12 protein-coding genes are annotated in these 14,139 nt (G+C 66.5%); 8 read left to right on the top strand and 4 right to left on the bottom strand.

Annotated features, from left to right (window positions below):
- The first annotated feature begins 232 nt into the window (after positions 1-232).
- The 3 genes from A7X97_RS00815 (at position 233) to A7X97_RS00805 (ending at position 2,593) form a co-directional block, all read left to right on the top strand.
- Positions 233-1,096, top strand: coding sequence for a pirin family protein (locus A7X97_RS00815; protein WP_005410608.1), 864 nt, complete (start codon positions 233-235; stop codon positions 1,094-1,096).
- Positions 1,097-1,217: 121 nt separating this feature from the next.
- Positions 1,218-1,937, top strand: coding sequence for an aquaporin Z (gene aqpZ, locus A7X97_RS00810; protein ID WP_088497638.1), 720 nt, complete (start codon positions 1,218-1,220; stop codon positions 1,935-1,937).
- Positions 1,938-2,134: 197 nt separating this feature from the next.
- The gene (locus tag A7X97_RS00805) at positions 2,135-2,593 is read left to right on the top strand and encodes a hypothetical protein (RefSeq protein ID WP_088497637.1); all 459 of its coding nucleotides are present in this window, start codon (positions 2,135-2,137) and stop codon (positions 2,591-2,593) included.
- Positions 2,594-2,721: 128 nt separating this feature from the next.
- On the opposite strand, the gene A7X97_RS00800 is transcribed toward A7X97_RS00805, so the two are convergent.
- Positions 2,722-3,573, bottom strand: a complete 852-nt coding sequence (locus tag A7X97_RS00800) for a pirin family protein (RefSeq protein ID WP_111007453.1) — start codon at positions 3,571-3,573, stop codon at positions 2,722-2,724.
- A gap of 215 nt (positions 3,574-3,788) precedes the next feature.
- On the opposite strand from A7X97_RS00800, the gene A7X97_RS00790 reads away from it, so the two are divergent.
- The gene (locus A7X97_RS00790; RefSeq protein ID WP_005418274.1) at positions 3,789-5,870 is read left to right on the top strand and encodes a carbon starvation CstA family protein; all 2,082 of its coding nucleotides are present in this window, start codon (positions 3,789-3,791) and stop codon (positions 5,868-5,870) included.
- A complete protein-coding gene (locus tag A7X97_RS00785; RefSeq protein ID WP_005410613.1) occupies positions 5,870-6,094 on the top strand; it encodes a YbdD/YjiX family protein in 225 nt (74 codons plus the stop codon). Before A7X97_RS00790 ends, A7X97_RS00785 begins: the two co-directional genes overlap by 1 nt.
- A gap of 117 nt (positions 6,095-6,211) precedes the next feature.
- Here the strand turns inward: A7X97_RS00785 and A7X97_RS00780 are convergent, their stop codons facing one another.
- The 3 genes from A7X97_RS00780 to A7X97_RS00770 all read right to left on the bottom strand — a co-directional run bounded on the left by A7X97_RS00780 (position 6,212) and on the right by A7X97_RS00770 (position 9,570).
- A complete protein-coding gene (locus A7X97_RS00780; RefSeq protein WP_072169169.1) occupies positions 6,212-7,462 on the bottom strand; it encodes a DUF819 family protein in 1,251 nt (416 codons plus the stop codon).
- A gap of 121 nt (positions 7,463-7,583) precedes the next feature.
- Positions 7,584-8,870: a sensor histidine kinase gene (locus tag A7X97_RS00775; protein ID WP_088497636.1), complete on the bottom strand. Its 1,287-nt coding sequence runs from the start codon at positions 8,868-8,870 to the stop codon at positions 7,584-7,586.
- Positions 8,857-9,570 (bottom strand): response regulator transcription factor, encoded by a 714-nt coding sequence (locus A7X97_RS00770; RefSeq protein WP_072169171.1) that lies wholly within the window; start codon positions 9,568-9,570, stop codon positions 8,857-8,859. Before A7X97_RS00770 ends, A7X97_RS00775 begins: the two co-directional genes overlap by 14 nt.
- A gap of 130 nt (positions 9,571-9,700) precedes the next feature.
- On the opposite strand from A7X97_RS00770, the gene A7X97_RS00765 reads away from it, so the two are divergent.
- The 3 genes from A7X97_RS00765 (at position 9,701) to A7X97_RS00755 (ending at position 13,931) form a co-directional block, all read left to right on the top strand.
- Positions 9,701-11,404 (top strand): ArnT family glycosyltransferase, encoded by a 1,704-nt coding sequence (locus A7X97_RS00765; protein WP_072169172.1) that lies wholly within the window; start codon positions 9,701-9,703, stop codon positions 11,402-11,404.
- Between the two features lie 113 nt (positions 11,405-11,517).
- On the top strand, positions 11,518-12,285 hold the full coding sequence (locus A7X97_RS00760; RefSeq protein ID WP_088497635.1) for a phosphatase PAP2 family protein: 768 nt from the start codon (positions 11,518-11,520) through the stop codon (positions 12,283-12,285).
- The gene (locus A7X97_RS00755; RefSeq protein ID WP_088497634.1) at positions 12,282-13,931 is read left to right on the top strand and encodes a phosphoethanolamine transferase; all 1,650 of its coding nucleotides are present in this window, start codon (positions 12,282-12,284) and stop codon (positions 13,929-13,931) included. Before A7X97_RS00760 ends, A7X97_RS00755 begins: the two co-directional genes overlap by 4 nt.
- Positions 13,932-14,139: the final 208 nt, after the last annotated feature.

Raw genomic sequence — 14,139 nt, 5'->3', positions numbered from 1 at the left:
TGTCCGCGGCATGGATGCCGCGGCCAAGCCTCCACGGACGGATTCACGGCGTCCCCCGCGAACCCACCCCGCCCGGCCAAGCACGGCTTGTGCTTGTGCCGTCAGCGACCAAGCAACCAGCCACGAGGGGCTGCGCCGTTGGCTGGAACACCCTGTTACCCATACGAGGCATGTCCCCGTCACAGCTGCATGCGATGCTGGCCCCCTGATCCCTGCCAGCGAGAACGCCCGCATGACCACCATCATCGCCCCGCGCGTGCACGACATCGGCGGCCTCGAAGTCCGTCGCGCCGTCCCCACCCTGCAGGCGCGCAGCATCGGTTCGTTCGTGTTCGTCGACCAGATGGGCCCGGCACTGATGCACCCCGGCACCGCCATCGACGTGCGCCCGCATCCGCATATCGGCCTGGCCACGGTCACCTACCTGTGGTCGGGCGCGATCGGCCACCGCGACACCCTTGGATCGGACCAGGTGATCCGTCCCGGTGACGTCAACTGGATGACCGCTGGTCGCGGCATTGCCCATTCCGAGCGAACACCGCAACCGGACCGCGACCATGACAACCCGATCCACGGCATGCAGACCTGGGTCGCGCTGCCGAAGTCGCATGAGGAAATCGAGCCGGCGTTCTATCACCATGCCGCGGCCACCCTGCCCGAGCAGCGCCGCAACGGCGCCTGGCTGCGGGTGATCGCTGGCCGCGCCTATGGCGAGGAATCGCCGGTGAAAGTGTTCGCCGATACGCTCAATGTGGCGATCGATCTGGACCCGGACGCGGAAATCGACATCGACGACGGCCACCGCGAGCGCGCGTTGTACATCCTTGAGGGCGACGCGCAGTTGGATGGCGTGGACATCCCCGCACAGCACCTGGTCATCCCCGAAGCCGGCGCACGCGGCCGCCTGCGCGCAAAGACACCGGTAAAGGCGATGCTGTTCGGTGGCGAGCCGCTGGATGGCCCGCGCCACCTGTGGTGGAACTTCGTGTCCAGCTCGAAGGAGCGTATCGAGCAGGCCAAGCACGATTGGGAAGCCGGTCGCTTCGGCACCATCCCCGGCGACGACAAGGAGTTCATCCCGCTGCCGCAGTACTGAGCATCGCGTGTTGCACACAGCCGAGGGTGTATTCCTGCACCCGGCGTTGACGCTACAGTCACCCGCTGATCATTGAAATGTGACATAAATCACACTTTCGACCGTCAAAGGAGTGCAACACATGAGCATGGGTAAACGCTTGTCCGCCGAATTCCTCGGCACGTTCTGGCTGGTTCTGGGTGGCTGTGGCAGTGCGGTGCTGGCCGCCAAGTTCGGTGGTGACGGCAATCCGCTGGGTATTGGCTTCCTCGGCGTGGCGCTCGCCTTCGGCCTGACCGTGGTGACCGGCGCCTATGCGTTCGGCCATATCTCCCGTGCGCACTTCAATCCGGCGGTCAGCGTCGGCCTGTGGGCGGGTGGTCGCTTCCCGACCAAGGACCTGGTGCCGTACATCATCGCCCAGGTTGCGGGCGGCCTGCTGGCCGGCTTCATCCTGCTGCAGATCGCCTCCGGCGCCAGTGGCTTCGCCATCGACGGCAGCCAGGCCGGAGCGTTCGCCAGCAATGGCTATGGCGCGCTGTCGCCCGGTGGTTACAGCGTGGCTGCGGCCTTCCTGTGCGAAGTGGTACTGACGGCGGTGTTCCTGATCGTGATCATGGGTACCACCCACGGCAAGGCACCGGCCGGGTTCGCCCCGCTGGCGATCGGCCTGTCGCTGACCCTGATCCACCTGATCAGCATCCCGGTCACCAACACGTCGGTGAACCCGGCCCGCTCCACGGCCGTGGCCTTCTTCGCCGGCAGCGGTGCGGTCAGCCAGTTGTGGCTGTTCTGGGTCGCCCCGTTGCTGGGCGGCGCGATTGGCGGCCTGATCTACAAGTGGATCGGCAACGACCGCTGATCCCCGCAGCAACCATTGCGGCCGACGGTCGGCCGCAATGGTTGCGCTTGCAACCGCGAATTGTGCGATCGCTCACGTTCCGTTAAGGTTGAGTTGACCGTCCGTGCACATGCCGGATGGGGTGGCGTCCGGGGATGGGATGCCATGGTCGCCGGCTCCGCTGGCGAAGCCAACCAATTCATCACCTTGGGGGATGCATGAAGTTCGTGCCTGTCATGTTGTCGAGCCTGCTTTTCGCTGCGGCCGAGGCCGCCGCGCAGGCGCCGTCCGAATGTCCTTCGCTGCCGGCCAGCAGCGGTCTGCAGTGGCAACAGCAGGTGCAGGCCGATTTCCTGGTCTGCCGCGCCAGCACCCCTGATGGCCGCGAAGTGCTGAGCCTGATGCTCAGCGCGCGTGATCCGTCCATTCCGCTGAACCGCTCGCTGCGGCAGGAAAAAGGCAGCTTCGGCGGTGAATCGCTGTACTGGTACCAGCCCGACCTGGGCGGCCAGCAACCGCCGGGGTATGCCGAACGGCGCATCAGCGTGGTCAAGCTCGACAAGGGGCGTTACGCGCAGATTTCGCTGTATCCGGACAGCGCGCAGGAGCTGGGGTCACTGCAACAGCTGGCGCAGGGCATGAGCCTGACCCCGTCGGCCGTGGCCGCCGGGCGCTGAGGATGACGGGGATGACTGCTTGGCAGCATCCCCGCAGCGCGACCCGATCCAACGGTAGTGCCGGCCGCTGCCCGGCACCCCGATCCGCCTCCAGGCGAGGCAGTTGCCGGCCAGCGGCCGGTACTACGTCAGAACTTGCCTTCCTGGAAATCGACGAAGGCCTGCATCAGTTCCTGCCGCGTGTTCATCACGAACGGCCCGTGGCGCATCACCGGTTCGCGCAGCGGACGGCCGGCCACCAGGATCAGGCGCGCGCCTTCATTGCCGGCCGAGATGTGCAACTGCTCGCCACCGCCCAGCACCGCCAGTTCCTGGCGAGCGACGTCGCGCGCGGCGTCCTGCTCACCCACGGTCACGCCACCTTCGAACACGCACGCAAAGGCGTTGTGCCCTTCCGGCAGCGCATAGGTCCAGGCACGGTCGGGCGCCAACGTGATGTCGAGGTAGAGCGGGTCGGTGGCCGGTTGCACGATCGGGCCGCGGGTGCCATCGACCGTGCCAGCGATCACCTTCACCTCCACGCCCGCTTCCGGGTGCACCACGGGAATCCGCTCAGGCGCGAACTCCTGGTACTTCGGCTCGGTCATCTTCTCCTTCGCCGGCAGGTTCACCCACAGCTGGAAGCCACGCATCTGCCCGCTTTCCTGCTCGGGCATCTCCGAGTGCACCAGGCCGCGGCCAGCGGTCATCCACTGCACGCTGCCCGGGGTCAGCAGGCCTTCGTTGCCATGGTTGTCGCGATGCCGCATGCGCCCGTCGAGCATGTAGGTGACGGTCTCGAATCCGCGGTGCGGATGCTCCGGGAAACCGGCGATGTAGTCCTCGGCGCGGTCGGTGCCGAATTCATCGAGCAGCAGGAACGGATCGAGGTCGGGCAGTGTCGGGCCACCGATGACGCGGGTCAGGCGCACGCCGGCACCGTCGGAGGTGGGCATGCCACGGATGGTCCGCAGCACGCGGACCGGTTCGGGAAAGCTCATGGCGACTCCTGTTGGATGGATGCCACTGAAGATGGACGCCGCACGGCCACACGCCAATGGACGGCGCCGCAACCGATTGTTCCATCCCTGATGTTCGCTGCACGTCAGCACAACAAGCGTACGACCAAAGTACTACCGCCGATTCGTCCTGTGCCAATTGACCCTGTCGAGGGCACGCGGGACTCTTTGACTGTCTTTCCGGGAGAGAGCACCTCATGAAAGGGTTTTCCAAAATAGGCTGGGCGGTCCTCGCCCTGCTCGGCGCCTTCTGTCTGGGCACCGTGGCCCTGCGCCGCGGCGAACACATCAATGCGCTGTGGATCGTCGTCGCCGCGGTTTCGCTGTACCTGGTGGCGTACCGCTTCTACAGCCTGTTCATCGCCAACAAGGTGATGCAGCTGGATCCGACCCGGGCCACGCCGGCGGTGATCAACAACGATGGCCTGGACTACGTGCCGACCAACAAGCACGTATTGTTCGGCCACCACTTCGCCGCCATCGCCGGCGCCGGCCCGCTGGTCGGCCCGGTCCTGGCCGCGCAGATGGGCTACCTGCCTGGACTGCTGTGGCTGGTGGTGGGCGTGGTGCTGGCCGGTGCGGTGCAGGACTTCATGGTGCTGTTCCTGTCCAGCCGTCGCAACGGCCGTTCGCTGGGCGACCTGGTAAGAGAAGAGATGGGCCAGGTACCTGGCACCATCGCGTTGTTCGGTGCGTTCCTGATCATGATCATCATCCTGGCGGTGCTGGCGATGGTGGTGGTCAAGGCGCTGGCTGAAAGCCCGTGGGGCATGTTCACGGTGATCGCGACGATGCCTATCGCCATCCTGATGGGCGTGTACATGCGCTATATCCGCCCCGGCAAGATCGGCGAGATCTCGGTGGTCGGCCTGATCCTGCTGCTGGCCGCGATCTGGTACGGCGGCAAGGTCGCCGCCGACCCGGTGTGGGGCCCGGCGTTCACGTTCACCGGCACCCAGATCACCTGGATGCTGATCGGCTACGGCTTCGTCGCATCGGTGCTGCCGGTGTGGCTGTTGCTGGCCCCGCGCGACTACCTGTCGACCTTCCTCAAGATCGGCACGATCATCGCGCTGGCCGTCGGCATCCTGATCGTGATGCCGGAACTGAAGATGCCGGCGCTGACCCAGTTCGCCGCCAGTGGCGACGGCCCGGTGTGGAAAGGCGGCATGTTCCCGTTCCTGTTCATCACCATCGCCTGCGGTGCGGTATCTGGTTTCCATGCGCTGATCTCCTCCGGCACCACGCCGAAGCTGCTGGCCAATGAAGCGCACATGCGCTACATCGGCTACGGCGGCATGCTGATGGAATCGTTCGTGGCGGTGATGGCGCTGGTCGCGGCCTCGATCATCGATCCGGGCATCTACTTCGCGATGAACAGCCCGGCGGCGGTGATCGGCGCCGATGCGGCGTCGGCGGCGCACTACATCACCAACACCTGGGGCTTCACCATCACGCCGGAGCAGCTGACCGCGACCGCGGCGGCGATCGGCGAGCCGACCATCCTGCATCGTGCAGGTGGCGCACCGACACTCGCGGTGGGCATCGCGCAGATCCTGCACGAAGCGATCCCCAGTGGCAGCGACGCAATGATGGCGTTCTGGTACCACTTCGCGATCCTGTTCGAAGCATTGTTCATCCTGACCGCGGTGGACGCTGGCACCCGTGCCGGACGCTTCATGCTGCAGGACCTGCTGGGCAACTTCGTCCCGGCGCTGAAGAAGACCGAGTCGTGGACCGCCAACATCATCGGTACCGCCGGCTGCGTGGCGCTGTGGGGCTACCTGCTCTACACCGGTGTGGTCGATCCGTTCGGCGGCATCCAGACCTTGTGGCCGTTGTTCGGCATCTCCAACCAGATGCTGGCCGGTATCGCGCTGATGCTGGGCACGGTAGTGCTGTTCAAGATGAAGCGCGACCGCTATGCGTGGGTCACTGCGGTACCGGCGGTGTGGCTGCTGATCTGCACCACCTATGCCGGCTTCATCAAGATCTTCGACAGCAACCCGGCGCAGGGTTTCCTGGCACAGGCACACAAGTTCCAGGCCGCACTCGCCAGCGACACGATCACGGCGCCGGCCAAGTCGGTGGCGCAGATGAAGCAGATCGTGGTCAACGCCTACGTCAATACCGGCCTGACCGCGCTGTTCCTGCTGGTGGTGGGCGCAGTCCTGGTGTATTCGATCAAGACCATCCTGGCGGCACGCCGCAATCCGCAGCGCAGCGACCGCGAGACCCCTTACGTGGCGCTGAAGCCACATGAAATGGTGGATCTGTGATGAGTACGCAACTGGTTCCCGCCGGCCAGTACCAGGCGCACCGCCGCATCTGGCGGCGCCTGGTGCAGACCGCACGACTGTGCTGTGGCATTCCTGATTACGACAACTACGTCCGGCATATGCTGGAAAAGCATCCGGACCAGGAGCCGATGGACTACAAGACGTTCTTCCGCGAGCGCCAGGAAGCGCGCTACGGCGGACGCAATGGTGGCCGCTGCTGTTGAGGGCCGGGACGGTCTTTTCGCAGGCAAAAGAAGGCCGAGCGCGTGCTCGGCCCTGCACGGGCAGAGCGGGTTCGCGGCGCACGCCGCGAACCCGCAACAGGAACGTCCGGTCAGAACTCAGGCGCCGGCCATCCACTTCAGGATCAGGCCGGTGACATAGGCCAACCCGGTACCGGTGGCATAGCCCACCGTCCCCAGCAGCACCCCCACAGGCGCCAGCGTCGGATGGAAGGCCGCGGCCACCACGGGAGCCGAGGCGGCCGCCCCGATGTTGCCCTGCGAACCGATCGCGAAAAAGAACAACGGCGCGCGCAGCAGCTTGGCCACCCCCCACAGCACCAGCACATGCGTGGCCATCCAGATCGCGCCGAGCAGGAACAGCCAAGGCCGATCCAGCAGCGACAGCAGGTTCATCTGCATGCCGATGCAGGCGATCAGGAAGTACAGGAACACCGTGCCCAACCGCGAAGCGCCTGCGGCTTCCAGCCGGCGCGCACGGGTGAAGCTCAGGCCCAGGCCCATCGCCGTGGACAGCAGGATCACCCACACGAACTGGCTGTCCAGGCTGAACTGGCTGGCCCAGCTGACGTTGGCCTTGAACCAGCCCGACAGCGGTGCGGCGATGGCGTGGGCCAGGCCGACGCCACCCAGTGCCACGCCGACGATCACCATCAGGTCGGTCATGCTGGGAATGCGCGCGTTCTGTGCCTCGTAGGCGCTGATGCGTGCCTTCATCTCGTCGATGGCACGCGTATCGGCCCCGTTGCGGGTGTCGATCTGCTGCGCGCGGTTGGCCAGGAACAGCAGGATCGCCATCCACAGGCTGGCGCAGGCCACGTCGACCACGGCGAACTGCCCGAAGGTGGTGGCATCGGTGCCGAACACTTCGCGCATGGCGACCATGTTGGCGCCGCCACCGATCCAGCTGCCGGCCAGCGCGGCCATGCCGGCCCAGGTATCACCGGCCACCGTTTCCGGATGGATCAGCTTCATCAGCTGGAAGGAGACGATCGCACCGAGCATGATGCCAGCGGTACCGGCACAGAACACAAGCAACAGCTTCGGCCCCAGCTTGATGACGCCCTTGAGGTCGATCGACAGCGTCAGCAGGACCAGCGCGGCCGGCAGCAGCACGTCACGCGCGACCGGGTTGTACAGCGAGGTGTTGTGGCCATCGATGACACCGGCGGTGTTGTAGATGGCGGGGATGAAGTAGCACAGCAGCAGTGCCGGCACCCAGGCGAAGATCTTCTTCAACAGCGGGGTCGGACCACTGGCGGCCCAGAAGATCAGGGCCAGGGTGGCGGCAATCAGGCCCAGTCCAACGATATCGTTGCTGATCAGGGCAGTAGCGGGTTCGGTCGGCATGGGATCCTCTGTCGATCGAAGGAGCGGGGAAAAAAAAGCGCCGCATGAAGCGGCGCAGGTCGAGATTAACATTGTCTTCACGTCGGGTCATGCCGCAGCGCGGAGCAGGTCGGCCGTCCGATCAAGCGGGGCGCGAAGCGCCGAAGTCCAGGGTGACACGCGTCCCGCGCGGTTGGCGGGGCTGCAACTGCAGCGTCCAGCCCAGGTGCTCGCACAGCCGCGCGATCAGGTCCAGGCCGATGCCACTGCCTCGATCGGCACGCTCGCCGCGGGCCATGCGCGCGTGGATCGCCGCGATCTCCTCCGGGCTCATCCCATGCCCGGGGTCCTGCAGGGTCAGTACCGCCGACGAACTCAGCTGCAGCTCGATATGGCCGCGGCCGCTGTTTTCGATGGCATTGCGCAGCAGGTTGCCGATCGCCGCCTGCACCACCGCCAGCGGCGCGACGATATCCACCGGCGCAGCCTGGATGCCGATGCTCAGGTCCTTGTCGCCGAGCAGGTGGCGATGGTCGTCGACGATCTCCGGCAGCAGCTGGTCCAGTGCGATGCGCTCGGCACGCGCGGCCAGGCGCGCAGGATCACGCGCCAGCACCAGCAGCAGCTCGATCAGCTGCTCCACGCTCTGTGCCGTGCGCAGGACCCGCTGCATCTGTTGGCGGGCACGTTCGGGCAGGCCCGGTTGCTCCAGCGCCAGCTCGGCTGCACCGGTCATCACTGCGATCGGCGTGCGCAGTTCGTGGCTGGCGGTACTGATGAAGACCCGCTCACGCTCGACGAACTGCTCGTTGCGGTCCAGGTAGTCGTTCAGCGCATCGGCGATGGTGTGCAGCTCGGAACTGCCGCGCGGGTCGACCTCGATGCGCTGGCCCTGAACGCCCGGCCGCAATGCGCCGATGTGCTGGGCCAGCAGGCTCAACGGGCGCACCATGCGTTCCATGCCGAAGGACGCCATCAGCACGGTGACGAAGATCATGATCACCCCGGCCAGCATCACCCAGCGCGTGGCGAACTGCTCCAGGTCATGGAAGTCGGAGATGTCCAGCGCCAGCGCGACCCGTCCCATCGACCGGGTCTCGCGCACCATCACCGCCGTCTCCCGGCCTTTGATCATCACGCCGTCGTGAAGGCCCGGATGCAGCGTACGCAGGCTGTCAGGCAGGTTGACTGCATCGAAGCGGTACAGGCTGAGCGTGTCCGAATCCTGCCAGCGATAGTGCGGTTCATGCTCGACGTGCTCGACGATGCTGTCCAGTTCGGAGTTGAGCAGCGCACGCCAGGCGGCATGTTCGGCGTGTTCGTGCACGTAGTTGCCGACGCTGAACACAGCGATCGACAGCAGGGCCAGGTAGCCCAGCAACCACCACACCACGCGCCGGTACAGCGGGCCCGGCCTACGCGCCTTCATCATCATCCTTGCCTGCATCGGCGGCCGCGGTCACCGCAAGGCGGTAACCAACCCGCGGCAGGGTGTGGATCAGCTTGTCGGCAAACGGACCATCGACGCTGCGGCGCAGCTCATAGACATGCGAGCGCAGCAGGTCACCATCCGGTGGCTCGTCGCCCCACAGGGCGAACTCCAGCTGTTGGCGGGTGACCGCACCGGGGCTGGCGCGCATCAGCACCTCCAGCAGCTTCCGGCAGGCCGGGTAGAGGTGGAGCACCTGACCACCCCGCTGGGCTTCGAGGGTCGCCAGGTCCAGCACCAGGTCGCCCACCTGCAGGCGCTTGCGCGGGTTCCGGCCCTGCGCACGCAGCAGCAGCGCCTCCAGCCGAACTTCCAGCTCGGGCAGGGCGAACGGCTTGGTCAGGTAATCGTCGGCACCCGCGCGGAAGCCGGTGATCTTGTCCGGCAGTTCGTCGCGCGCGGTCAGCATGATCACCGGCACCTCCGAAGCCTGCTCGGCGCGCAGGCGACGCAGCACCTCCGGCCCCTCCATGCGCGGCAGCATCCAGTCCAGGATCACCGCGTCGTAGGGATGGCTGCCGGCCAGGTGCAGGCCGGTGATGCCGTCCGGGGCCACGTCGAGCACGTGCCCGCGCGACTCGAAGTAGTCGAACAGGTTGGCCACCAGCTGGCGGTTGTCCTCGATCACCAACAGACGCATGCACGAAACATCCACGGAACTTCGTACCATGGTAGCGCTGCCCATGTCGGAATGCGGTCGCCCCGGCCTCCTCTGACGCTTTTCCAACCCCCGCCACCTCAGAATGGCCGTTTTGCTCCCGGAGCCTGCCGTGCCCGTAGTCCTGCCCCGCCGTTGGCGCCTGCCCCTGTTGTGGCTGTTGATCGTTGCTGCGCTGGCAGCGGGGATCGGCCTTCGGCAGCCGCAGCCACCGGACGAGCCGCGCTTCGTGCTGGCGGCCCGCACCATGGTCGAGAGTGGGCAATGGCTGCTGCCGCACCGGGGCGTGGAGCTGTATGCGGAGAAGCCACCGGTCTTCATGTGGCTGCAGGCGGCGGCCTACGAGATCGTCGGCAGCTGGCAGTGGTCGTTCCTGCTGCCATCGCTGCTGGGCGCCCTGCTCAGCCTGTGGTTGGTGTCGGATCTGGCACGCCGACTGTGGTCACCGCGGCATTCCCTGTACGCCCTGGCGGCGCTGTTCTGCACCCTGCAGTTTGGCCTGATGGCCAAGCGCGCGCAGATCGACATGGTGCTGGTCGGCATGACCACGGTGGCCCTGTGGGGCTTGATGCGCCACCTGTGCGAACGCCGCAACCTGGCTGCCTTGTGGCTGGCGGGGTTCGCCGCTGGCCTCGGCACGGTGACCAAAGGCGTGGGTTTCCTGCCGCTGCTGATGGTCCTGCCGTGGTTCGGCTGGTGGCTGTACCAGCGTCGCCGCGGGCGCAGCGTTGACGGCCCCCACCCGGCAACGCTGCTGTGGCTGATCCCGGCCTTCCTGCTGGGCGTGTCGGTGTGGCTTGCGCCGCTGGGCTGGGCCCTGCTGCACACGCCCAGCGCCGAACTGCAGGCCTACGCGCATGAGCTGTTGTTCAAGCAGACCGGTACCCGCTATGCCAACGCCTGGCACCATCGCCAACCGGCCTGGTACTACCTGCAGGTGATCCTGACCCTGTGGCTGCCGGGCAGCCTGCTGCTGCCGCTGCTGTTCAAGCCGTGGTGGCGCCGCATCCGCCGGGGCGACCGCCGGCAGTGGCTGCTGCTGGGTTGGGCGCTGCTGGTGCTGGTGTTCTTCAGCGCCAGCCCGGGCAAGCGCGAGGTCTATGTGCTGCCGATGCTGCCTGCGATGGCACTGGCGGTTGCGCCGTTGTTGCCGGGCTTGCTGCGCCGGCTGTGCGTGCGCCGGTATCTGTTCGGCTACAGCGTGGTGCTGATGCTGGCCACCGGCGTGCTCGGCGCGATGCTGATGACCGAGCACCCGTGGGCCTTGGCGCAACTGGAGCGCCGGGCCATGCCCGATACGCTGCTGCCGGTGCTGGGTGATGGCCTGCTGACCTTCGCCATCGCGCTGGCCACGTTGGCCGTCTGGTTGCGGGTGCGCCGCGCCACGACCCTGGTGCTGCTGACCCACGGCATGCTGTGGATGCTCTACGGCCTGGTGCTGATCCCGGCACTGGATCCCTACGCATCGGCATCGGCGCTGATGCGCCGCGTCGGCGCGCGGATCGGTCCGGACGCCGAATTGGCGCTGGTCGCCTGGCGCGAGCAGAACCTGCTGCAGGCTGACCGCCCGGTACGCGAGTTCGGCTTCAAGCGGCCCTGGGCCGAGCAATGGCACGATGCCGGCCCGTGGCTCGCCGAAGCGCCGGACAAGCGCTGGTTGCTGGTGCTGGACGAGGCGATGAGTCCCTGCGTGGACCGGGCCAAGGTGATCGACATCGGCATGGCCAACAGGAATCGTTGGCAACTGCTTCCCGGTACGGCCTGGGACCCGCAATGCCACGCCGAACGGGCCGGCTCGACCGCCGAAGAAGACTGAACGTTGACTCGTGCCGGGGAAATCATTAACCCGGCGCGAACGAGCGTCCGACCCTTCTCCGACATGCAGGTGACGAGCATGGCTGCGGATTCCCGAACCCGCCTTCCCTCAGCATGCCCGTTCGTCCCCTTGATTCGATCGCGCCGCTTGCGACATCGCCACTGGCGTCAAGATTCGCCGTAACTCACTTTTGGCTGCCTGTCGCAATCGGTCTGCCCGTGTTTGCGCTGCTGATGGGGTTCGGCGGCGACCAGTGGGTGGCCGATCACCTGTTCCGCCTTGAGGGCAGCCGATGGGTGCTACAGGACGCCTGGATCACCCGCACGGTGGTGCACAAGGCCGGCAAATGGCTGAGCACGTCAGCGGCCTTGGTCGCGATCCTGCTGTGCTTCCACCACTGGCGTAAAGGACGCGATCACACCCTGCGGTGGGCGCTGCTTTATGTCGTACTTGCCCTGGCGCTGGGCACCGGCGTGATCTCCCTGCTGAAGTCACTGGTGCCGATGGAATGCCCTTGGGACTTGCTGCGCTACGGCGGCCACCAGCCATTTATCGGGCTTTTCACCGCACGCCCCGCTGGCATGGCCGCGCAGGCCTGCTTCCCGGCCGGGCACGCCAGTGCCGGCTACGCCTGGCTGTGCCTGTACTATTTCGCCCTCCTATGGCGCCCGTCGTGGCGCTGGGCCGGGTTGTGGATCGGCCTCGGCGCCGGTTTGGTGTTCGGCATCGGCCAGCAGCTGCGCGGTGCGCATTTCCTTTCGCATGACGTCGCCACTGCATTGATCTGCTGGCTGCTTTCGCTCGGCCTCTATCTGATCGCCAAGCGCGTCCTGACACACCGTCAACTGAACCATGCCAACCGCCAGGAGGCAAACGCATGAGCGCATCGGTCCAACGGCCCGCCCGCCTCCCCGCCCTTGCGGGTCTGCGCCACTGGCGGCCGCAGCTGTCCACCGAAGCGCTGATCGCGCTGACCAGCCTGTTCTTCGCGGTGGCCGGCAATGGCCTGTTCTGGCACAGCGCGATGGCCAGCCATCCAGGCAGCCTGCGCTACGCGCTTTCGCTGCTGCTGTTGCTGCTGGGTGCTCACGGCGTGCTGCTGGGCATCCTGGTCTGGCGCTGGAACGCCAAGGTGGTGATCAGCCTGTTGCTGCTGGTGACCGCATTCGCCGCGCACTACATGAGTCGCTACCACATCTACCTGGATGCGGACATGCTGCGCAACGTGCTGGCGACGGACCCCAAGGAAAGCCGCGAGCTGATGACCGTGTCGCTGCTGTGGCCGGTACTGTTGCTGGCCGTGTTGCCGATGGCGGTGTTGTGGCGCGTGCAGCTGCGTCGCCGCAGCTGGGGCCGCACCCTGCTGTGGCGGCTGGGCTTCCTGCTGGTGGCCGCGGTAACCGCCGTCGGCGGCGCGTTGATCTCGTTCCAGGATGTTTCAGCACTGATGCGCAACCAGCGCGAAGTGCGTTACCTCGCCACCCCGGCCAACGTGCTGCTGGGCATGCCGCGTGCGCTGCGTGGCGACAACCCGGTGCAGCGCGCACCGAAGCTGCCGATCGGCACCGACGCCAAGGCCACTCCGCGAGCGCCGGCCAGCAAGCCGCGCCTGCTGGTGATCGTCATGGGCGAGACCGTGCGTGCGCAGAACTGGGGCCTCAACGGTGGCCGCAACACCACTCCGGAACTGGCGCAGGCCAGCGTGATCAATTTCCCGGACATGCATTCGTGCGGCACCAGCACGGAGGTCTCGCTGCCGTGCCTGTTCTCGCCGTGGGGCCGCCACGACTACGACGAGAAGAAGATCCGTGCGCACCAGTCGCTGCTGCACGTACTGAACCGCGCCGGCATCGCGCCGCTGTGGCGTGACAACCAGTCCGGCTGCAAGGGCGTGTGCGAGGGCCTGGACTTCCAGTCATTGTCCGACGCCACCACACCCGGCCTGTGCGCCGATGGCCGCTGCATGGACGAGATCCTGCTGCAGGACCTGGCCACCCAGGTGCGGGCCAAGCCCGGCGACCGGGTCGTGGTGCTGCACCAGCTGGGCAACCACGGCCCGGCCTATTTCGAGCGCTATCCGCCCGCGTTCCGCCGCTTCACCCCGACCTGCGACACCCGTGACATCGGCCGCTGCTCGCGCGACGAGATCACCAACAGCTATGACAACGCCGTGCTGTACACCGATCACTTCCTGACCAAGACCATCGGCACGCTGCAGGGCATGCAGGACTACGACACGGCGATGATCTACCTGTCCGACCATGGTGAATCGCTGGGCGAGAAGGGCCTGTTCCTGCATGGCGTGCCGTATGCGATCGCACCGGCCGAGCAGACCCGCGTACCGATGACGATGTGGTTCTCGCCGGGCTTCGCCAGCAGCCGTGGGTTGGACCTGCAGTGCGTGCGCAAGCGTTCGGCGGCCTATACAGACCACGACAACCTGTTCCCGTCGGTGCTGGGCCTGATGCAGGTTAAGACGGCGCTGTACGAGCGCGACCGCGACGTGTTCGCCAACTGCGAAGGTTGAGGGGTGTTTGGCAGGGCTTGCAGCCCTGCACCTGCAGGGGCAACGGCAACGGCCGAAGCAACAGCAGAAGCGGGTTTCCTGAGGGGTGGCGGGGTGGGTCCGGTTGCGGGGGACGCTGCAAGTACGTCCATGTAAGCTCGGTCGCCGCATCCATGCGGCTCACGCCCCCGCAACCGGCCCCACCCCGCCTTCGACAGTTTTCCGCGAT

Source organism: Stenotrophomonas sepilia, from assembly GCF_003244875.1.
Classification (GTDB): Bacteria; Pseudomonadota; Gammaproteobacteria; order Xanthomonadales; family Xanthomonadaceae; genus Stenotrophomonas; species Stenotrophomonas sepilia.
Note: the sequence above shows the minus strand (reverse complement) of the source record. Positions and strands in the feature narration are given on the sequence as shown.